Below are 20,205 nucleotides of genomic sequence, written 5' to 3'. Positions count from 1 at the left end.
TTTCTCCAGTGATGAAATTAATAGGACAAAAAAATATTGATTCCTCTTATGAACATTTTTGCTAGCTTTTAATTCTTTTAGATAAATTCAGATTTATTTTAAAATTCAAAATCATTATAACTTCTAATGGAATCGTTTTCAACATCTTTTTTAATAATTTATAAAATACGCCTAATTATCTAACCCCTTGGTCTACCTCATTAAAATGGCAAGAGTCCCTGCAGTTTTCTCTTTTTCTTTCTTAACAACTTAATTGTCCTTCCGCGCATCTTTCTATCAATAAACGGATAAACGATGAGAGGTAGTCCTGGTATTAATGAAACTGTTATGAGTGTCAGTAAATAACTTCTCTCTGCAAGGAAATAAATGAATGCTGAATGAATAGAAATAAGCATATTTATAAGACACAATACAAGAACCCATCTATGCCGATAGAATAATCTGAAAACACCCCACAGAAAAACAATTCCTCCGTGGGGTGTTTTGTATTGCTGGGCTGTGTCAGGCACCCGGCGGGCGATTCTCAAAATCGTAATCTATTAGAACCGGAGCAACCCTTGCATTCTTTAAAGCTGGAGTGTCTGGTCTTGCAATTTGATAGACTGACGCACCAACGATTTCAGCCGTTTCTTGTAGTTTATTCTTGTCAATTTTATCAATAGTATCTGCCGGGGTATGATACCATGGCTCAAGCGGCGAGTGAATGAATAACGCTGCCGGAATTCCAAGTTCATGGAATGGCTGGTGGTCACTGCGTCCTAACTTACCATATGGAATCGCTACAGAGGCAGCTGTTCTAGCACCCGCAGCCGCACCAAGATCGGTTACTAAATTTTTCTGCCCATCAATTGTATACATGATTAATCCGCCTGCGGGGTTATTGCCGCCCGCATCTTTGCTTCCCACCATGTCCATTTGGAAATGTGCAACGATTCGATCAGCTTCTTCCTTACTTAATGTGCTTGCATAATGATAGGATCCCAACAGTCCTTTTTCCTCTGAACCAAAGGTAACAAAGCGAAGCTCCGTATCAATTGGCATATTTGCCATTACTCTAGCAAGCTCAAGAACTGTTGAAACACCAGATGCATCATCATTTGCACCTGGTCCGCCTGGTACAGAATCATGGTGTGCTCCAACCATGACAACTTGACCAGTATCCTTGTTTTTATGTGGCTTCATCTTGGCAATGACGTTGTAGGAAGTCTTTTCAATATAACCGGAACCCGTTACTTTGACATGAGCCGTAACTGGACCATTCTTTAGCTGCTCTACTAACGCAAGGCCTTGAGCTCTCGTAATGGTAACAGCGGGTATATTTTGGCCTGGATCTGCAACTCCAACATTATTGGCCGTTCCGGTATTATTATATAAAATGACCCCGACTGCTCCCTTTTCCAATACATTTTTGACTTTTTCCACAAAAGGGTTAGTGCCGCGTTCAATAAGGGCAATTTTCCCCTTTACGGTGTCAGGCACCGTACCAGTGAGCGCAAGACCAACATTCATCACTTCTGCCGTTACTTCTGCACTATAGGATCCCGAGAAAACGTAGGGATTTAGTGATTCACCGTTAATAACGAGCGACCCAACTCGAGGGCCCTTTACTGTGTTATAAATTTTAAAAGGCTGAAGCTCCGTTTCATAGCCATACTTCTCAAACTGGCTTTTTATGTACTGAACTCCTATTAACTCTCCTTCCGTCCCTGCCTCACGCGGTTGTGCCGATAATAATGCAATCGTATCATACATGTTGTCCGCACTAATCTTCTTGATAATTTTGTTGTCAAAAGCCGTGGCAGATTGCGCGTTCGGTGCCGCAGGAGGTCCCTGTGCGTATACTCCATTAACACCTAAAACTATCCCTGCCGTTAATAATACCGCCATCGTTTTTTTCCTAGACATTTAACCACTCCTCTAGTAATGTAATCGCTTTCAATTATTAATCACTTCAGTAACTTGGTAAACTATTAAAGTGTTACAAAATAAGAGGATATTCTCCATTTCAATTACTAAGTTCCTAGAAAAGAAACCACCTTTTGTAAGCACATGCTGATAAATGGTGAAAAATGAAATAAAAACAGGAGGAAATACCCGCTACTTATGCCTGAATAGGCCCGCTTCACCTTCTTTGTGACCGAGATCGACCTATCCTCTTATTTTCAGTCACTTTAAAGACCTGCAAACAACCCATTTTAGTGGCAGACAACCCTTTGAGGCATAGGATATAAGCAGGGGTGCACCTACTGGAAAAGAACCATGAAGAAAAAAATGACAAGCATCTTATTCGTGAGATTCAGCGCGATATTAATACCCTGACCGCTGCTTTGTTACTTACTGGACAAATTACGATCAAAGGAACGTTCGTAACAACAAAATCCTTTCGGTTATCTTTAGGGGGACCACTCACTGGAACACAAAGATTAGAAGGAATAAATGGAAACAAAACAGCAACGATATTACTGGACCTAATTGATATCATTCTTGCTATTTTACTCATTAAAGGAGCCATTGTGGTAGAAGGAATTTTTATCGGTTCTAGAGAGTTCACACTTAATGTGAGTGGTCCAATCTTTGGAGTGCCCTTCCCGGAGCCTTCTCTTCCTTCTTTAATAGAGGATTATCACCGATATAAAAAAGTGACAAAACGATTTAATATCCATCAAGAGCCAATCGAAAAATTTAAAAAGGAATGATACGTATGTCATTAACTGATTTTCCTACCATTTCTCCATCAACAGGTGGAGTATTTCTGATTGCGCTCCCAATCATTCTATTTATCTTTTTCTTTACTCAGCCAAAAGAAAGTGATATGGGAAAAGACGCCAATTAATGAGGTATATGCTAATGATAATGAACAAGAGGCTGTCCCAGAAAGTTGTTGTAAAATAACTTTCCGAGACAGCCTTTTCCCACATGCGAAGAAATGGAAAACTATTGGTTTTAGCGTATTGGGAATTGTCGTTCTTGCCGTCGCTGTTCTTGGCTATGAGTACATTTAAAGAAGCTCGCCGATTGTGGATGAATTCTATTTTCGACAAATTTCGTATGGAACAAAGGATCAGTCAAATGATATAATTCAAATTATCCAATAATAGGGGAGCAATTCCATGAATTATAAAGAACTTCATTTAATAGACCATATGGATGAATTACGTAAGAGGTTGATCATTTCAGCCGTGGCTTTTATCCTATTTCTTGTTCTTGGGCTCATCTTTGCCAAAAACATTTATAATTTTTTTATGGGTAACCTTGGCTACAAGCTAATGGTGTTAGGACCAAGTGACATCATCTGGATTTTTTTTCACTTGGCCACTGTCATTGCAGTTGCCGGAACAATCCCCGTACTAGCATGGCAAATATGGTTATTTGTAAAGCCAGCCTTGAAACCGTTTGAAAGAAAGGCTGCATTGACATATATACCCGCCTTATTTTTACTTTTTATCGTAGGGCTTATGTTTGGATACTTTTTTATCTTTCCCAACATCATGACCTTCCTTCTAAAAATGGGAGACGGTCTTATGATTCCCTCATTTACTGCAGAAAAATATGTTGGTTTCTTAATTGATATGACTTTACCCTTCGGTATCGCTTTTGAAATGCCATTAATTTTAATGTTTTTAACAACCCTGGGCATCTTAAATCCCTATAAAATTGTTAAGCTACGAAAGTATGCCTATTTTATTCTAGTTATTATTGCATCGATGATTTCTCCTCCAGAAATCATGTCTCATCTATCAGTAGCGGTTCCATTGATCCTTTTATTTGAAATAAGTATTTTCTTATCTAAAATTGTCTATAAAAAGAAGCAAAAACGTATGGCTTTGTTAAACACAGAAGACCTTGAGTAAATGATAGAGGCCAGATTCGACAATGAATCTGGTCTCTTTTAATTATTTACCTTTTTTACCCCGAAACCCCAAACAAAAAATGTTTCATCTTCCTTTTTTCGGGGTAATTAGGGATAAGTCGACAAGCTGTCGATCAACAAAAATCGATTCAAGGAGATGAGAATAACAATGCAAACGAAAGCTCTCGTTTTTGAAAGGAGACCATTTTCTAAGGTACACTCAATTTTGACAAGTCAAGGATTTACATTGATTGGAATAGACCAATCTGTAAAGTACAGAGTACCATTGCGAGATACTTCCACTGAATCAACCTATTGGTTAGAGATTCCTGTTGATCAAAACGCTGGCGAGCCAAACCAGGCCAAGCTCGGAAAACCATCTTTGTATGGGGAAAAAAGAATTCCACGACCTGTCAGAGAAGCAGCCGAAAGTAAACTTTATGAAATTGCAGATTATTTGAGAAATATTATAGTAAAAAAGGTTGTCCATCTCCCTAACCATAAACAATTAAACAATTCAATGGTGCCGAATGTGGATGAGATGATGCGGCTTGGGAAGGAAATGGAGTCAATGCAAACAAACGCTGAACTAGAAGCAAGTGGGTGGATTCCTGACCCTATCCAATATGAACCGAAGAGTTAACAGTTGTAACCGATAATAACAATTTTTATAATAGACACTAATAAAAAGCCAATCTCTTAAGGGAAAGGAGAAAGTATTAATGAAGAAAAGTCATGAAGCACATTCTCCCAAGCCAAAGGAAAGGCAATACAGCAAAATTCAGCTATATCAACAGACAAAATGCAAACAATTAGCTACCAAGCTGCTTTTGTCCTACAAGCATTTAGTAGGTTCAACTGCACGCAAACTATCACGAGATCGCCCCGATTTATATGATGACTTATTTCAGGTTGGACAAATATCACTCTTGCGGTCGCTTGAAAGGTATGATCAAAAACAGGGCTCCCCCTTTGAAGCGTACGCAAGGAAAAGCATAAAAGGATCGATGATGAATTATCTGCGGGATAAAGCCTGGATCAAGCCAATGCCCCGCTGGATGAAAGAAAACTGGGTGACAGTTCAGCAGGCCATCGATGAATTAACCGTGAAAAAAGAGAGATCACCTAGCATTTCAGAGATTGCTGATTACTCCAACCTATCAATGGACGTTACGGAGAAAGTCCTTGCTGGACAAGCCAACGCTCATGTCGCATCGCTTGATGCCCCGCTTAATAATGAACATGAAGTGATTACTCTTTCAGAAATGATTGGGGCCGAGGCCAGGGAATATCAGGCAGTTGAAACCTTTATGGATCTAAGCCTAGCTTGGTCGCAGCTTAGCAAAAAGGAACAGCAGATCCTGCATCTGAGTTTAATCGAAATGGAGTCGCAGCGAACCATCGCCAATCAGCTAGGTGTGTCACAGATGACCGTCAGCCGCATCCTGAAACAAGCTTTAGTAAAGTTGAAACAAGGGCTAGCTTATCCCATCTCCACAATAAATGCGTAAACTTCAAAACCGGCAGGCCGATCAGGCCCTTGCCGGTTTTTACATGGTTGTTTTTCTTACTCATTTTGTAATGATTCCTCTTTCATCCAACGATTGTTTAGAAATCACTTCAGCCGGCTTCCATTTCTCGATTTTCTCCCTTTCATTGCTTAAAAAGAATGTCGATTGCTTTTTCCTTTTTAAAAATAACTAGATGGTGCCTTGTAACCGATTTAAAATATTATTTTTCTCGCGCCTGTCCTTTTTGCCCATTTTTTAATAAATAAAGGGTGAAAGGAGGTGAGCGACAATGGCACAAGCGTTATTAGAAGGTACGAAGCTTCGATTGGTGTTTGAAGCGGGCATGGATAATGAAGGTAATCCGATCCTAAAGGCCAAGACGTTTAGCAATGTTAAAAAGGATGTATCTGTTGACCAGTTGTATCAAGCAGCACATGCAATTTCCGTGTTATGCAATGATATGCTGTACAAAGTTGAGCGCAATGACAGCTCAGAAATTATAGCCTAATAGTCAAGTGTAATATGGAAGCGATAGGAGGTGAGAAAAATGGCAAAAACATTAGAGTTGCAGTTTAGCACGGAGTTTGGCAAGACTGCTCGATTGTCGCTGGACAATCCAAAAGAGCCAATTGACGAGGAAGTCGTCAAACTTGCGATGGAACAAATTATTGCAACAGATGTTTTCACAACCGCTAGTGGCAAGTTTGTCGCTGCAAAAGGGGTAAAAGTCATCGAGCGCAATGTAACCGATTATGAACTTGTTTAATAACAGAGAGACCGGATTCATATGCTGAAGCCGGCCTCTTTTGTATGGAAAAGGAACGGATCGTTGCAATAATGTATCAGTTAATCTTGTCTGAGTAAAAAAGAATTTTAAAAAGAAGGGAGTGCATACTCATGGATCAATTCATTCCAATCATCAGTGAAGTAGGATTCCCCATCGTTGTGACCCTTTATTTGCTTTACCGGATTGAGTCTAAGCTTGATATGGTGGTCCAATCGATTCAGAATCTTCCTGAACGGATGAAGGAAAGAACGTAGCAAGTGGCATTGCCCCACCCCGATGAACCAGAAGTGCATGCAAAGAAAAAGACTAGTGAAGACGTTCAAGCTGTAACGGACCCGGTGGAAAAATAAAAGAGTTTCGATGGATAAATCCACCTTTATCCTCTCAAAGGGATCTGCATAGTACCACTTGAATAACGAAACAATGGCTCTTCTCACGCGAGAAGGGCCTTGGGTGAAATTTACTTAAGTACTTAAAAGGATGAGAGAAAATGATTTAAAGGAAGGTTTGTTACAGTCCTTTTGATATTAGGAAATCGTGACTAAGCAAGGGCTGAGCTAATCCAAACACAGCCCTAGTTACTAGAACACCTCCCTACTCACATCGTTCCATTTGGAATCGTAGCATCTTTCAGTTGAGTTTCTAGTTCATCTTGACAAATGTCCTTCTCCTCCTCAGACCATCCAAGAACATCTGCCATTAACTCGATGACAGCCTGTTTCCACTCATGAACCCACTGAATATCAAAAAATAATGCCCCGGTTCGGCGGATAAAAAAGTCCACTGGTTTGACTGTCATTTCTTCCTCTAAAGCATAAATAATTTGAACATACACCTCTAAGGGCAAACCGTATTTGTTATTTGGGTCATAGGTTTTTGCTATCTCAAAAATAACATCAATATTGGAACCGTAGCGATGAACTAATTTTTGGTACTCGTCTTTTGCGAATCCACATAACTCACCATCTTTTTCCTTAGCCTCAATGAAGGAAACAAAGTTGCTATAGCCGCCAAAATGTCCACCTGAAATAGGTAAATGCTTAGTTTGGCAAGCTTTAAACTGATGCCCTACTTCACTCTGTAATGGCTTAACGATTAAGTCTACCACGGTTTCCGCCATTTTTCTGTACCCAGTCAACTTCCCACCGGCAACCGTAACTAATCCTGAATCAGATACCCAAATTTCATCTTTTCGGGAAATTTCAGAAGGATCCTTTCCATCTTCATAAATCAGCGGTCTTACCCCTGCCCAACTTGATTCAATATCATCCTCCTTAATCTCTACCTTTGGAAACATATAATTAATCGCTTTAATAATATAAGCACGGTCTTTCACGGTCACTTTTGGGTGAATCGGATCATTATCATAAAAGGTGTCTGTTGTGCCCACATACGTTTTCCCGTCTCTTGGAATGGCAAATACCATGCGACCATCTGGTGTATCAAAGTACACCGCCTGTTTAAGAGGAAATCTTGTTTGATCAATAACCAAATGAACCCCTTTGGTGAGCCGCATTTTTTTTCCAGTCAACGAATGGTCTTTCTCTCGCAGTGCATCTACCCAAGGACCAGTCGCATTAATGATTTTTTTGGCGTAAATCGTGTGAATAGTCCCATTTAATAAGTTTTCCACTTTAGCACCGATCACTTTTCCTGCTTGATAAAGCAGTTCGATGACCTTCGTATAGTTGACTGCTTTGACACCTTTCGCAACAGCTTCCTTTATGACTTCGATGGTCAAACGTGCATCATCGGTGCGATATTCCACATAATAGCCGCCGCCTTTTAATCCATCTCTTTTAACAAGCGGCTCTTTCTGAATGGTATCATCCGGAGACAGCATCGTTCTTCTTTCCCCTTTTTTAACACCAGCTAAAAAGTCATAGAGACGTAGTCCAATTGATGTAGTAAACATTCCAAACGTCCCACCCTTATGCATGGGCAGAAGCATCCATTCTGGTGTTGTGACATGCGGGCCATTTTCATAAACAATCGCCCGTTCCTTTCCTATTTCCGCCACCATTTTTACTTCGTATTGTTTTAAATAGCGCAGTCCACCGTGAACAAGCTTCGTCGACCTGCTCGATGTCCCACCAGCAAAATCCTGCATTTCTACTAATACCGTTTTCAATCCTCTTGTTGCAGCGTCTAATGCGACTCCACAGCCTGTTATTCCTCCACCGATGACAAGCACATCAAATTCCTCTGCAGCCATTTCCTTTAAAATGGTACTCCTATTTAAACCTGAAAATTTTAACATTTTCACTATGATTACCTCCTATGGGGACGAAAACCTATCCTGAGTATCAACTCCCTACCTAATCGTAGAAAATGTTTATTATTAACTGATACAAGATAAGCTGATTCATTTTTGCGGAGCTCCTTCCCTTTTCCTTAAAAGAGACCATAGCAACACAATGGTTCAATTTCCACTGATTTCTATAGTCTCTCTGGTTTCTCCTGCCAAGATATTAACTTAAGTGAATGACACATAGATTGCTATTATTTAAAAGCCCTAGCAGCGATTACGGCTTTTTTCCAACCTGTATAAAGATTTTCTCTTACCTCTTCATCCATATCAGGTGTAAACGCTTGATCCATATTCCATTGAGCTGCAATTTCCGCTTGACTATCCCAATAACCAACTGCTAAACCCGCTAAATATGCAGCACCTAATGCTGTCGTTTCTCTAATTTCTGGACGTTCGACTGGTACATTTAACACATCACTTTGGAATTGCATTAAAAAGTTATTGGCAACAGCTCCACCATCCACACGCAATGCTTTAAGCGAGATACCTGAATCCGCCTCCATAGAAGTCAATACATCCTTAGTTTGGTAGGCAAGGGATTCTAATGTGGCACGGACAAAATGTTCTTTCGTTGTACCACGTGTTAACCCAAAAACAGCTCCTCGTACATCACTATCCCAATAAGGTGTTCCTAGACCAACAAATGCTGGAACGACATAAACACCCTCGGTTGATGCTACACTAACAGCATATTTCTCGCTCTCTGCAGCATTCCTAAACATACGCAGTCCATCGCGAAGCCATTGGATGGCAGACCCGGCGACAAAAATACTTCCTTCTAATGCATATTCTACTTTTCCGTTAATCCCCCAAGCAATCGTCGTTAATAAACCATGCTCAGATTTCACTGCTTGTTCACCGGTATTCATCAACATAAAGCAACCGGTTCCATACGTATTTTTCGCCATTCCTTTTTCATAGCATGCTTGGCCGAATAATGCTGCTTGTTGGTCACCGGCTACCCCGGCAATTGGCACATTGCAGCCAAAGAAATGATAATCCACCGTTTCACTGTATATCTCTGAGGATGGGCGGACTTCTGGAAGCATGGAAGCAGGAACAGAAAGAATATCTAATAATTCTTCATCCCATTTAAGGTCATGAATATTGTACATCAATGTTCTCGATGCATTGGAGTAGTCTGTTACATGGGCTCTTCCACCAGAGAGTTTCCAAATTAGCCATGTATCAATTGTTCCAAAAAGCAATTCTCCACGCTCTGCTTTTTCTCTTGCACCTTCAACGTTATCTAATATCCACTTCACTTTTGTACCTGAGAAATAGGCATCAATTAATAATCCCGTTTTATCTCTAAATAATGGATCATAGCCCTTTGATTTTAATTCTTCACAAATCTCTGCCGTTTGGCGAGATTGCCAAACAATCGCATGATAAATCGGTTGCCCTGTTTCTTTATCCCAAACTACAGTTGTTTCCCGTTGGTTTGTCATACCAATTCCCGCAACTTGTTCTGGCTTTACGTTAGCCTCAGTTAAACAAGAAGCCATTACTGATAAAATGGAACCCCAAATTTCATTTGCATTGTGCTCAACCCATCCTGGCTTTGGAAAAAATTGTTGAAACTCCTGTTGAGCTACATGGACAATTTCTCCTTTTTTATTAAAAAGTATGGCGCGTGAACTTGTTGTACCTTGGTCTAATGATAAAATAAATTTTTCCATCCTAGATCGCTCCCTTTTATATAGATTATGCACTAATCTTTTCCATAGCTGCAACGAAAAAAACCATACAAACAAACAGGAATCGTCATCACCGTTCCCACCTGTTTTTATGGCTATTTCTTCTTACATATAGGGCTGATTAAAGTTGACTTCAGTTCGCTTTATTACTGGATTTTATTTCGATTACTGGCTACCCACACCAACAGCGTTCTTTCCTGTTGATTTAACTTTATACATCGCTGTATCAGCACTCTTTAATAAGGATGAAGGGGTATCGCCCTGTTTAGATACTGCAATACCAATACTCGCCGAAATCATCAAATCCTTAACCTTTAGCTGTAACAGTCTTAAAATATCCTTCGCTATTTCGCTCGATTTTTCTTGGTTAGCCCCAATTAACATGACAATAAACTCATCACCACCAAGCCGGCTGACAAACGTAAAATCATTCGAGAACCCTTTTAATCGTTGCGCTACTTCTTTTAATATGTTGTCTCCCACTACATGACCATATGTATCATTCACCTGTTTAAATCCGTCCAAATCAATGAACATAAGGGAAACGGATTGGTCGTCAAGCAAGGATTCGGATAGTTTTTCCATAAAGTAATGTCTATTTGGAAGGCTTGTTAGAGAATCATACAAGGCCAATTGTTTTAATTTTTGATTTAAAATTTGTAATTGTATCTGTTTGTCTTTTAGTTTTTCCGATAATAATCCAACGCCAATCGAACATAGAAAAGTAACGATGGCAACCCCCATATGAAGGGCCAATTCTTGGTTGACTAATTCTGCCATTCGAATGTATTTTTCATAAAAAAACCAAAACATGTGATAGATATTAACGGTCACTGCAGCAAAGAGTCCACCAGCAAATCCTAAATAATAGGAAAAAATAAAGCATGGAAATAGCAACAAAAACCAAACCATATCATCAATATAAAACATATCCAATCGAGCCAAAAAACCCGGGCTGATTGTTAATACAATGCACAGCCCTATGATAAACTTTGGTATTCTCCCAAAGGATTTCATATATAAACTTAACATCATGGATTCCTTTCCCCCTTGATCAAACCTCTTTATCCCCTATCCACCAAATGAAACTCACCTTTTTTATCTAAAAATATATTTATATCTTTAGCTGTCATGGGTTTAGCATAATAAAAGCCTTGAATTTCATCGCAACGCATTTCACTTAAGATGTTCAACTGTTGTTCATCTTCTACACCTTCTGCGACAACTCTCATGCCGAGGGAATGAGTTAAGGAAATGATGGAATCGATTATGGCTACATCTTGTTTATTTTCAAAAATACCACTTATAAAAGAACGGTCAATCTTTAAGAAATCGATTGGCAGCAATTTTAAATAGCTCAATGACGAATATCCTGTACCAAAGTCATCCAAAGATATACTTACCCCTAATTGCTTCAATTGCTGTAATTTTCCAATCGCATCGTCGATATCATATAAGGCGATTCTTTCCGTTATTTCAAGATTTAAATACTCGGGAGACAAATCGGCCTCATTTAATACATGTTTAATCATTTTTACAAAATCATCCTGTAAAAACTGTTTGCTAGATATATTCACACAGACATGGATCTTTGGATAACCGTTCCTATCCCATTCCCTGTTTTGTTTGCAAGCCGTTTCTAAGACCCATTTCCCAATGGAAATAATGATCCCAGTTTCTTCAGCAATCGGGATAAATTCAGCCGGAGATACTTCTCCAAGAATTGGATCATTCCATCTTATTAATGCTTCCATCCCAGAAATGCTATTTGTAAAAAGATCTAATTTTGGTTGATAAACGACTTCAAGATTCTTTTCCTCCATTGCCTTTCGTAAACGTTGTTCAAGTTGAAGCCTCCGATTGGCTTGTTTTCCAAATTGGGAAGAATAAAGTTGATATTGATGTCCCCCAAATTCTTTAGCAAAATGCAAAGCGGAACTTGCCTTCTGTACCACTTCCTCCAAAGAGTCATCCCTTTCAAATTTGGCAATCCCAATACTTGCAGCAATTCGGATTTCCTGATTGACAAGACAAAAAGGTTCCGAGATGACTTCCAATAAATTACGAGCAAAATCCTGTGCCTGCATCTCATTCGAATCTAGCAAATAAATAATAAATTCGTCTCCTTCAGCTCGAATTGCCTTTCCATTAGGCCTTAGCTTTATAGATTCTATTATTCTTTTTGAAACCATTTTAACCAGTTGATCACCAACTTGATGGCCAAAGGAATCATTAATTAATTTAAACCGATCCAAATTTAGGCACATGATGCAAACGGGAATTCCTAAACTTTTAGATAGATTAAAGTCTTTTGTAATTTCCTTATTTATGTAATGTTTATTAGGAAGTCCTGTTAAAGAATCGTGATAAGCCAAGTATTCAAGCTCATCCTTTGTCTTCTTTTTCTCTGTTACATCTAAAGCAATTCCAATGATGGCTAAAGATCCATTGATAGAGCTTAAAGTAGCTTGAATTTCAAGGTACTTAGTTGCTTCACCTTGATCTGTTATTTGGATTTCATCGATAAAAAACGATTCTTGTCCCACTATTAATTTTTGAAAATGGTTAACGATACGGTTCCGATCGGCCACTTTCATATAGTTCAGTAAACTTGTTCCAAGTAATTCTTTTTCTGTTAAACCAAGAAATTCGGTAATCCATTGATTAACATAAACAAGTTTGTGATTTTGAATCATAAACACGCCAACTAATGCTTTCTCGACCAGACTTTTATATCTTTCTTCTGATTCTTTTAAATGGAATTCTAGTTCCTTTTGTCTTGTAATATCAACGTTTGTCCCGTCATATCTTTCATGCTCCCCGCTCTCATTAAAAACAGGCAACCCCTGGTCAAGTATCCAACGGACCTCTCCATTGGGCCGTAAAATGCGGTACTCATATTGATAGCCCTCTGAGTTTTCCCATTTATTATCAATTTCATCAGCAATAGACAAATCATCAGGGTGGATTGACTTTCTCCAAAATTGATTGTTTCGTAATTCCTTTTCACGGGACAATCCATAAATTTTCTCGATTCCTTTGGATAGGAGTAAACTCTTCCTTTTAGTTATCGACCAAACTCCGATATCAAGATTATGAAAAATACTTTCCAGTAAATTGTTTGTATGATTTAATTCCTTTTGTTTTTGCCGATTCCTTTTAACAAGAATCCCGATAATAATAGATACAAGTAAATTGATGGTTATCATTTCAAAGAGGAGGATCATTTCATGTTTCGTGATTCCATTTTCTTGGAAGGATTCGTCGGATAGGAAGAATAATGAAGATGCGACAATGGCCAATCCTCCATATTCAATTCCTTTGTTATAAACAATCAATAAAGTGGGGATAAGATAATAAAACCAAAGAACATTATGAAAATACTGATCGTCTAGATCAAAGTAATTAAATAAGGGCGGGAACAAATAGAGTCCGATTAATACGATCCATGTTTTTAATGAAATTCCCCCATACACCTTTGATGGAAACTTTATCAATTTATTCACCCACCCTTGAATCATTTAATAAATGGCGATTACTACCTTTTTAATTTTAGCATATTTTGTCGAATATTGGAGCATAAACAAATAAATGAAATATACTCCAATTTTATCCAATTGTTTTTTCTGCTTTTATTTAAAAAGTCTTGTTAAACATAGATGATGATTTTTTAAAACGAAAAGTAGCTCAAAGATAATTTGCCAAGGTAGGAATTAGAACGTCTATCGAATTCCTTCTATTAACAGATCCATTCAATTAAAAAACTCCTATGTAGAAGACTTGTTTGTTTAAGAGACCAAAACAAGGTCAACAACTTCTACAATAGGAGCTTTTTTATTTCGAATAGATTTTTTCCTAGAAAGTTACTATATGAAAATTTTTAAAATATACTTAAGTCCCAGCTATTTGCCAGCTGTTTTAATAACATAGCACCAGCTACACTTGTCCCAAACTCATCGATGGCTGGTCCATAAATGCCTATCCCGCATCCATTGATAAACGGCAATTCTTCCATTCTTACACGCGGTGGAACTGTTGCCATAATTCCCCCAGAAACTCCACTCTTTGCTGGCAGACCAATAAAAGCAGCAAATTTACCTGAAGCATTATACACTCCACAAGTCAGCATTAAACTTTTGGCTAACCTGGCTATCTTTTTGGGGAGAATTTGTTCCTTACGGATCGGATGATATCCATCATGGGCTAGAATCAATCCTATTAAAGCGATGTCTTCTGTATTTACTTCTAAGGAACATTGTTTTAAATAAACCTCTAATGCTTGTTCAACCTCTATTTCTAAATAACCCGTCTCTTTTAAATAGTAGGCCAATGCTCTATTTCGATATGCTGTTTGCCATTCCGATTGGAAAACTTCTTCATTAAATGTGGGACGTTTCCCTACCATTTTCTCCATTAATTCACATAAAGACTCTAATTTTTCTTTTGTTGATACACCCGGAAGGAGAGAAGAAACTGTTATAGCCCCAGCATTGATCATGGGATTAAAAGGTTTTCCCGGCTTATGCATTTCTAAGCGAACAATCGAGTTAAAGGGATCACCAGTTGGTTCTAAATCCACCCTGTCTAACACATAGGAAATATCATGATGCAAGCATACAGCTATAAAGCTAATAACTTTGGAAATGCTTTGCAAAGTAAAAACGACATCCCAATTACCAGATTTCATCATTGTCCCATCTGGTCCTATTATGCAGATGCCCAAATGCGATGGGTCCGCCTTTTCCAAAACAGGAATATAAGATGCACATCTTCCTTCAGAAGTAAATGAACGATAATGTGTTACCCATTCATCCAAAACATTCATATATGGGTCCTCTTTTTGTCGGTGTTCTTTGTCCTCTATTCTGGTCACTTCCATATTTTTCAACTCCTTACTCTCAAGGTTTACTGCTATGTTTACTTCTCTATCTCCATTTACTTCAAAGGAATATTTTACAAAGAATTAGTAAAAGCCTATCCAACTTACATTTTATATTAATTTTAAATTTAGACCATAGAACAGAAAAAATACTACAAAAAATAATGAAAAATATTAAACGAACTATATATTCAACCATTTTTTATCAACTCGTTAATTCATTATTTTCAAGCCTACAGTGTAGAAAATCACAACATTTAACCATTCATTTTGTCATAATAAATATAGGAACCTATACATAGGGGAAACTAGCTCTTAGATTATCACATTTGATGATATGAAAAAGTTTATAGGGAAACAATAGGGGGAAATAGTCCACTTGAATGATTCCGAAAACATAAAGCTTACAATCTACGGCAAAGTCTAGGTAGTGACAGCAACTTGATATAACAGTATAATAGTCGTGGCACTAAATTAAGGGCAAAGTCACTGAAAAGTGATGACGCAAAGCTATAGGGGCTTCTGTTATTGTGACAAAGCCAGCCAGCTACCATCAATAGGAAAAGGGGAATAATTGATGTCAAAAAAAGATTGGCTTACGCCGGAAGAAGTTATGATTCGAAAAAAGAGGAAAAAAGGAATTCTATATGGCTCTATAATGATCGGCACTATAATCCTTAGTACCTTCGTGACATTTCTAGCTAACAAAATATAAAAGTTTATGACGCTGATTGAATTACTCAATCAGCGTTTTTTACTTTTGGTGCGAAGAATACATAAAAATGCTTAAATGCTCCTTCAATTTATCTTAACATGATGGCTTTCGGGTCTGGTTCTTGCATTAAAGATACTTTTTTAAAACCCTGTACGTGCTACTTTAAATTAGATCGCTTGAATCTCTTTACCATCATTCTCTTTTTTAAAGGTGAACTTCCATTTGACAAGACTAGCAACAAAATAAAAAATAGATAGAATTAAAACATAGGTCCAGATTTGAGAGACAATGGGTGTATTCCAGATACCTAAAAAGTAAAGCAACGATGGAATAGTTAGCGTTACCCATGACAGTACAAATGCAACGATACCAATGTATTCATCAATTTTCTTTTTAAGCGTATTGGATAAAAAGAAAAGAAACCATAAAAATGCCCACATTCCCCATGTTAATGCACTGACCACATCATGAAAGTGGATAATAGATGTAATGGTATAAACAACAGCAATAATAGCAACCCATAGGCAAAACCAACCGAGACCATTGCCCTCAAGCCCCTTCAATACGGTTACCCCCACATATAAATAGGTTAAGCCAAATAAAAAAATCGACGCTATATTATAAAGATCCCAATTATTTGGATTCGAAACCATGAGTAAATAAAATGGAATAATGATTTGAATGGCTCCTACGAAAATATTAAAAATCCCAACACTCTTTGCTTCAGCCTTCCCTAATGACATTAGGCTGTTTAGAAATAAAACGGCACCTGAAAGAAATAAACCAACAAAACTCATATCAATCGTTGTGAAAAGCCCTTTTCACAACATTCCCCTCCTTTTAAAAAAGAAAAAGCAGTTTCTCTTCTCTATTAAGAAGAGAAATTGCCTTTTCAACCAATATTAATAAACCCATACGTACAATCAATCACATTTGCCAAGTTGCTCTTTAAGGGCATTAAATACTTTCTTATCATGTAACAGAAAGCGAACGTCTTCATACTTACATTTAATATTTCCAAAATAACTATAGCATACGTTGTGAACAAATGTTAAGCTTCCTTTGAAAAAATGTAAACTTAATTTTTACCACTTTCCCCATAATCGCCCTTTGCTGAGTGGCGTCTGCTCCCGACCTACAGTTCGTTTTTCCTTCACTCAAATCTAAAACTGACTATCATGGAATTCAAAAAAACCGGGCAATAAACCGCCCGGTCCTCTTTTGTTTAGCGAATGTCCGATTACATATATATGGACATCATTACATTATCTTCGTAATTCCAATAACGTTAGAAACAAGCTTAAGCCGTAACTGCAGAAAAACTTCTTGCTACATCTGCAACTTTTGCTAATCCTTCAGCAATGATAGTTTGCGCTTTGTCTGGAGCTGCGTTATGACCTTCGATAATGACTTCATCAACGATTTCCATACCGAATACGCCGCCAAAAACATTTTTCATATAAGTTGCAGCCATTTCCATTGGTGCAGTCTCTGGAGTTGAGTAAATGCCGCCACGTGCACTTAGAATAACAGCTTTTTTGTCAGTCATTAAGCTGACTAATTGGCCATTTTCGTTATATTTGAATGCGAAACCAGCTGCATATACATAGTCGATAAATGTTTGTAATTTAGCAGGGATCGTTAAGTTCCATAGTGGGAATGCAAATACAACTACGTCTGCTGCTGATAATGCATCCATTGCTTTTTGTTTTGCAGCTAAAATACGTTGTTCAACGTCAGTCATCGCTTCGCCGGATTGCATTTTACCAAAAGCGTTGAATAAATCTTGACCAAAGTAAGGCATATCTTCTGCAAATACATCGTAAGTTGTTACATTTACACCTTCTAAGTTCTCCATGAAAGTTTCATACATTTTACTTGATACAGCTTCTGAAGCTGGACGGTTATTTGCTTTTACGACTAATATGTTCATTATTTTATAAGTCTCCTTTAATTATCTTAGTTGCAAGTATCTCAGATTCATAATATATGAAACTCGAATAAACGTCAACCAAAATACACTTTATAAAAATTGGAAAGGATGGAGCTTCTACCCTGGCACAGCAGTCCTCTTTTCTCGTATTTCCTAGTGAACCTAGATGATAGCTATTTCAAGGAGACAGTTTTTGAAATCTAGGAAGACGTTAATCCTCCAAAAAAATATATTACGTCCATGTCCTTTTTGCCCGTTATTTAATAAATAAAAGGTGAAAGGAGGTGAGCAACAATGGCACAAGCGTTATTAGAAGGGACGAAACTTCGTTTGGTGTTTCAAACAGGAATGGATGATGAAGGAAATCCAATCCTAAATGCCAAAACGCTTAGCAATGTCAAAAAGGAAGCAAGTGTAGATCAATTGTATCAAGCAGCTCATGCGATTTCTGGTTTATGCAATGGCAGGCTGAACAAAGTGGAGCGCAATGACAGCTCCGAAATATTAGCTTAAGAGTCAGGAGAATTACTGAAGCGATAGGAGGTGAAAAGCATGGCAAAAACATTGGAATTGCAATTTGGCACGGAGTTTGGAAAGACAGGACGTATTTCGGTGGACAATCCGAAAGAGCCAATTGATGAGGAAGCCGTGAAACAAGCAATGGAACAGATTATTACTGCAGAAGTTTTCACAACGGCGAGCGGCAAGTTTGTCGCTGCAAAAGGAGCAAGAGTCATTGACCGCAATGTGACCGAATATGAACTCGTTTAATAAGGATGGGGCCGGCTTCATAATGAAGTTGGCCCCTTTTATCATGGTAAGATTCGCTTATTTTTTGATACAAAGTTGGTATTGGTTATACCAATTGATAAAGTTGTCAACAACTGTATCGATAAATTTTATCGTCGGTTCATGGGTAAGGTTCCCAGTTTCATCGATTTTTTCATGAACGGCTCCTACATATACTTCATTTCCTGGTAAAAGCGGAGAACCGATCCCTGGGCAAAACAAAATATCGCGTAAATGCTGCTGGGCACGGACTGTTCCTAATACTCCCATCGTAGCACCCATGATCCATGATGGTTTACCAATCATGATTTTATCGACACGTGATAACCAATCCATTGCATTCTTTAATACTCCTGGGATCGAATAATTATACTCTGGGGTCACCCAAAGAACAGCGTCGGCATTCGCCACTTTGTTTTTAAATTCAGTCACCACTTGAGGTGGATTTAATTCAGTATCCTGATCATAATGAGGAAGGTCGCGAATACTTAATATTTCAATATCCATATGTTCTTTATATTTTTTCTGAACATACTTTGCAAGTTTAAGGTTATAGGATTCCTTACGTATACTTCCAACTATAGCAACAACTTTCATATACAATGCCTCCAAGGATGAATAAATTTGGTTGATATATCACTATTGTGTATGTTCAGGCTATAAAATATTTACATTTTCTCGAACCTTCATAAGGAGTCTACGAAGTTCACTATTTCCTTTTTAGTTTCCCCCATTCTACACCGTTGTACTTGTTCTTTTTTTGCCATTTTTGGTCCTCTTTTCTCTAACAGGCAGGAATGTTTCAGAGGACTTTGGAAAAAACTAGGAAGGTCAAGGTGTTAGACTTCCCGCAGCGATAAACAGGTTACCAATACGGACCAGAAATGAAGATGATGATTTATGAGGTGAGTAGAAGCATGCCGATGTTGGATGTGTACGGTATCAGCCTATATTATACCGTTAAGGGGGAAGGGGTTCCGATCATTTTTATTCACCCGCCATTACTCACGAGCGCAAATTTTATGTACCAGCTTGAAGAATTATCGCAAACATGTAAAGTGATTACCTTTGATATGAGAGGTCACGGAAGAAGTCCGTATTCAAATCAAGCGGTCACTTATCCGCTAATTGTTGAGGATATTAGACATCTGTTAGATCATCTGGGAGTTAAGAAAGCGTTCATTTGCGGATATTCAACCGGTGGTTCTATTTTATTGGAATTTTTGCTGACCTACCCAGACAGGGCATTAGGGGGTATTGTTGTTAGCGGATTGTCGGAAGTGAAGGATAAGTATCTAACGCGGAGGATTTCTTTAGCCATCAAACTAGCTAACGCGAGAACACTTTCTCTATTGGCGTTATCCGTTTCATGGAGCAATTCCAATTCACGGGAATCATTTAGAAAAATACTGAAAGAAGCACTAAAAGGAGAGGCAAGGAATATCGAGCAGTATTATCGTTATTGCCTACAATTTAATTGTACCAATCAGCTACAAAAGATTGATCACCCCATATTACTGGTCTTTGGTGCGAAAGATAAATCATTTCATTATTATGCAAACCTCCTACACGAAAAATTGCCCCGGAATGAATTAATGTTCATGAAAAATGAAAAGCATCAGATTCCTACAAAGGCAGCGGTTGAGTTAAACCGAATGATTAATCAGTTTATTCAAAAACATGACCAAGTGGGGAACTCCATTAAAACTCGATAATGTAGTTCCCTTGAA

General features: G+C 38.1%; 20 protein-coding genes and 1 riboswitch. Of the genes, 11 read left to right on the top strand and 9 right to left on the bottom strand.

Annotated features, from left to right (window positions below; translation table 11 throughout):
• Positions 1-501: 501 nt before the first annotated feature.
• Positions 502-1,905, bottom strand: a complete 1,404-nt coding sequence (locus tag M5A78_RS06185) for a M28 family peptidase (protein WP_248734417.1) — start codon at positions 1,903-1,905, stop codon at positions 502-504.
• Positions 1,906-2,237: 332 nt separating this feature from the next.
• Here M5A78_RS06185 and M5A78_RS06180 point away from each other — a divergent pair, with 332 nt between their 5' ends.
• From M5A78_RS06180 to M5A78_RS06150, 8 genes are all read left to right on the top strand, one after another.
• Complete coding sequence (locus M5A78_RS06180) at positions 2,238-2,696, top strand: hypothetical protein (protein WP_248734416.1); 459 nt, start codon at positions 2,238-2,240, stop codon at positions 2,694-2,696.
• A gap of 5 nt (positions 2,697-2,701) precedes the next feature.
• On the top strand, positions 2,702-2,833 hold the full coding sequence (locus M5A78_RS24675; RefSeq protein ID WP_264760437.1) for a hypothetical protein: 132 nt from the start codon (positions 2,702-2,704) through the stop codon (positions 2,831-2,833).
• Positions 2,834-3,110: 277 nt separating this feature from the next.
• A complete protein-coding gene (gene tatC / locus M5A78_RS06175; protein ID WP_248734415.1) occupies positions 3,111-3,851 on the top strand; it encodes a twin-arginine translocase subunit TatC in 741 nt (246 codons plus the stop codon).
• A gap of 168 nt (positions 3,852-4,019) precedes the next feature.
• The gene (locus tag M5A78_RS06170; protein WP_248734414.1) at positions 4,020-4,493 is read left to right on the top strand and encodes a hypothetical protein; all 474 of its coding nucleotides are present in this window, start codon (positions 4,020-4,022) and stop codon (positions 4,491-4,493) included.
• A gap of 79 nt (positions 4,494-4,572) precedes the next feature.
• The gene (locus M5A78_RS06165; protein ID WP_248734413.1) at positions 4,573-5,361 is read left to right on the top strand and encodes a sigma-70 family RNA polymerase sigma factor; all 789 of its coding nucleotides are present in this window, start codon (positions 4,573-4,575) and stop codon (positions 5,359-5,361) included.
• Positions 5,362-5,650: 289 nt separating this feature from the next.
• Positions 5,651-5,869 carry a DUF1659 domain-containing protein gene (locus M5A78_RS06160; RefSeq protein WP_248734412.1) on the top strand — a complete coding sequence of 73 codons (219 nt, stop codon included), beginning with the start codon at positions 5,651-5,653 and terminating at the stop codon, positions 5,867-5,869.
• 39 nt (positions 5,870-5,908) lie between these two features.
• Positions 5,909-6,127, top strand: coding sequence for a DUF2922 domain-containing protein (locus M5A78_RS06155; RefSeq protein ID WP_248734411.1), 219 nt, complete (start codon positions 5,909-5,911; stop codon positions 6,125-6,127).
• A gap of 131 nt (positions 6,128-6,258) precedes the next feature.
• Positions 6,259-6,402 carry a YvrJ family protein gene (locus tag M5A78_RS06150; protein ID WP_248734410.1) on the top strand — a complete coding sequence of 48 codons (144 nt, stop codon included), beginning with the start codon at positions 6,259-6,261 and terminating at the stop codon, positions 6,400-6,402.
• Between the two features lie 344 nt (positions 6,403-6,746).
• Here M5A78_RS06150 and M5A78_RS06145 read toward each other — a convergent pair whose 3' ends face one another.
• From M5A78_RS06145 to M5A78_RS06115, 7 genes are all read right to left on the bottom strand, one after another.
• Entirely contained in the window at positions 6,747-8,408 is a 1,662-nt protein-coding gene (locus tag M5A78_RS06145; protein ID WP_406603671.1) for a glycerol-3-phosphate dehydrogenase/oxidase, read from the bottom strand.
• 242 nt (positions 8,409-8,650) lie between these two features.
• Positions 8,651-10,141 (bottom strand): glycerol kinase GlpK, encoded by a 1,491-nt coding sequence (glpK, locus tag M5A78_RS06140; protein WP_248734408.1) that lies wholly within the window; start codon positions 10,139-10,141, stop codon positions 8,651-8,653.
• A gap of 183 nt (positions 10,142-10,324) precedes the next feature.
• Positions 10,325-11,194 (bottom strand): GGDEF domain-containing protein, encoded by an 870-nt coding sequence (locus M5A78_RS06135; RefSeq protein WP_248734407.1) that lies wholly within the window; start codon positions 11,192-11,194, stop codon positions 10,325-10,327.
• Positions 11,195-11,223: 29 nt separating this feature from the next.
• Entirely contained in the window at positions 11,224-13,656 is a 2,433-nt protein-coding gene (locus tag M5A78_RS06130) for a sensor domain-containing protein (protein ID WP_248734406.1), read from the bottom strand.
• A gap of 383 nt (positions 13,657-14,039) precedes the next feature.
• The gene (locus tag M5A78_RS06125) at positions 14,040-15,047 is read right to left on the bottom strand and encodes a glutaminase (protein ID WP_406603669.1); all 1,008 of its coding nucleotides are present in this window, start codon (positions 15,045-15,047) and stop codon (positions 14,040-14,042) included.
• 460 nt (positions 15,048-15,507) lie between these two features.
• Positions 15,508-15,593, top strand: a riboswitch (cyclic di-GMP riboswitch).
• Positions 15,594-15,920: 327 nt separating this feature from the next.
• Positions 15,921-16,550, bottom strand: a complete 630-nt coding sequence (locus M5A78_RS06120; protein ID WP_248734405.1) for an AmiS/UreI family transporter — start codon at positions 16,548-16,550, stop codon at positions 15,921-15,923.
• 503 nt (positions 16,551-17,053) lie between these two features.
• Positions 17,054-17,686, bottom strand: a complete 633-nt coding sequence (locus M5A78_RS06115; protein ID WP_248734404.1) for an FMN-dependent NADH-azoreductase — start codon at positions 17,684-17,686, stop codon at positions 17,054-17,056.
• Between the two features lie 294 nt (positions 17,687-17,980).
• On the opposite strand from M5A78_RS06115, the gene M5A78_RS06110 reads away from it, so the two are divergent.
• Positions 17,981-18,199, top strand: coding sequence for a DUF1659 domain-containing protein (locus M5A78_RS06110; RefSeq protein WP_248734403.1), 219 nt, complete (start codon positions 17,981-17,983; stop codon positions 18,197-18,199).
• A gap of 39 nt (positions 18,200-18,238) precedes the next feature.
• On the top strand, positions 18,239-18,457 hold the full coding sequence (locus M5A78_RS06105; RefSeq protein WP_248734402.1) for a DUF2922 domain-containing protein: 219 nt from the start codon (positions 18,239-18,241) through the stop codon (positions 18,455-18,457).
• Positions 18,458-18,514: 57 nt separating this feature from the next.
• Here the strand turns inward: M5A78_RS06105 and M5A78_RS06100 are convergent, their stop codons facing one another.
• Positions 18,515-19,072 carry an NADPH-dependent FMN reductase gene (locus M5A78_RS06100; protein WP_248734401.1) on the bottom strand — a complete coding sequence of 186 codons (558 nt, stop codon included), beginning with the start codon at positions 19,070-19,072 and terminating at the stop codon, positions 18,515-18,517.
• A 320-nt stretch (positions 19,073-19,392) separates the two neighbouring features.
• On the opposite strand from M5A78_RS06100, the gene M5A78_RS06095 reads away from it, so the two are divergent.
• Positions 19,393-20,190 carry an alpha/beta fold hydrolase gene (locus M5A78_RS06095; RefSeq protein ID WP_248734400.1) on the top strand — a complete coding sequence of 266 codons (798 nt, stop codon included), beginning with the start codon at positions 19,393-19,395 and terminating at the stop codon, positions 20,188-20,190.
• The last annotated feature ends 15 nt before the right edge of the window (positions 20,191-20,205 follow it).

Source organism: Neobacillus rhizosphaerae (assembly GCF_937468385.1).
In the GTDB taxonomy this organism is placed as follows: domain Bacteria; phylum Bacillota; class Bacilli; order Bacillales; family Cytobacillaceae; genus Neobacillus; species Neobacillus rhizosphaerae.
Note: the sequence above shows the minus strand (reverse complement) of the source record. Positions and strands in the feature narration are given on the sequence as shown.

What these genes read in the sequence shown, in the direction of transcription:
- M5A78_RS24675 (WP_264760437.1), top strand. Translation starts at nt 2,702, where the DNA reads ATGTCATTAACTGATTTTCCTACCATTTCTCCATCAACAGGTGGAGTA.
- M5A78_RS06100 (WP_248734401.1), bottom strand. Translation starts at nt 19,072, where the DNA reads ATGAAAGTTGTTGCTATAGTTGGAAGTATACGTAAGGAATCCTATAAC.
- M5A78_RS06165 (WP_248734413.1), top strand. Translation starts at nt 4,573, where the DNA reads ATGAAGAAAAGTCATGAAGCACATTCTCCCAAGCCAAAGGAAAGGCAA.
- glpK (WP_248734408.1), bottom strand. Translation starts at nt 10,141, where the DNA reads ATGGAAAAATTTATTTTATCATTAGACCAAGGTACAACAAGTTCACGC.
- tatC (WP_248734415.1), top strand. Translation starts at nt 3,111, where the DNA reads ATGAATTATAAAGAACTTCATTTAATAGACCATATGGATGAATTACGT.
- M5A78_RS06110 (WP_248734403.1), top strand. Translation starts at nt 17,981, where the DNA reads ATGGCACAAGCGTTATTAGAAGGGACGAAACTTCGTTTGGTGTTTCAA.
- M5A78_RS06160 (WP_248734412.1), top strand. Translation starts at nt 5,651, where the DNA reads ATGGCACAAGCGTTATTAGAAGGTACGAAGCTTCGATTGGTGTTTGAA.
- M5A78_RS06115 (WP_248734404.1), bottom strand. Translation starts at nt 17,686, where the DNA reads ATGAACATATTAGTCGTAAAAGCAAATAACCGTCCAGCTTCAGAAGCT.
- M5A78_RS06150 (WP_248734410.1), top strand. Translation starts at nt 6,259, where the DNA reads ATGGATCAATTCATTCCAATCATCAGTGAAGTAGGATTCCCCATCGTT.
- M5A78_RS06120 (WP_248734405.1), bottom strand. Translation starts at nt 16,550, where the DNA reads ATGAGTTTTGTTGGTTTATTTCTTTCAGGTGCCGTTTTATTTCTAAAC.
- M5A78_RS06095 (WP_248734400.1), top strand. Translation starts at nt 19,393, where the DNA reads ATGCCGATGTTGGATGTGTACGGTATCAGCCTATATTATACCGTTAAG.
- M5A78_RS06155 (WP_248734411.1), top strand. Translation starts at nt 5,909, where the DNA reads ATGGCAAAAACATTAGAGTTGCAGTTTAGCACGGAGTTTGGCAAGACT.
- M5A78_RS06105 (WP_248734402.1), top strand. Translation starts at nt 18,239, where the DNA reads ATGGCAAAAACATTGGAATTGCAATTTGGCACGGAGTTTGGAAAGACA.
- M5A78_RS06135 (WP_248734407.1), bottom strand. Translation starts at nt 11,194, where the DNA reads ATGATGTTAAGTTTATATATGAAATCCTTTGGGAGAATACCAAAGTTT.
- M5A78_RS06170 (WP_248734414.1), top strand. Translation starts at nt 4,020, where the DNA reads ATGCAAACGAAAGCTCTCGTTTTTGAAAGGAGACCATTTTCTAAGGTA.
- M5A78_RS06185 (WP_248734417.1), bottom strand. Translation starts at nt 1,905, where the DNA reads ATGTCTAGGAAAAAAACGATGGCGGTATTATTAACGGCAGGGATAGTT.
- M5A78_RS06145 (WP_406603671.1), bottom strand. Translation starts at nt 8,408, where the DNA reads ATGTTAAAATTTTCAGGTTTAAATAGGAGTACCATTTTAAAGGAAATG.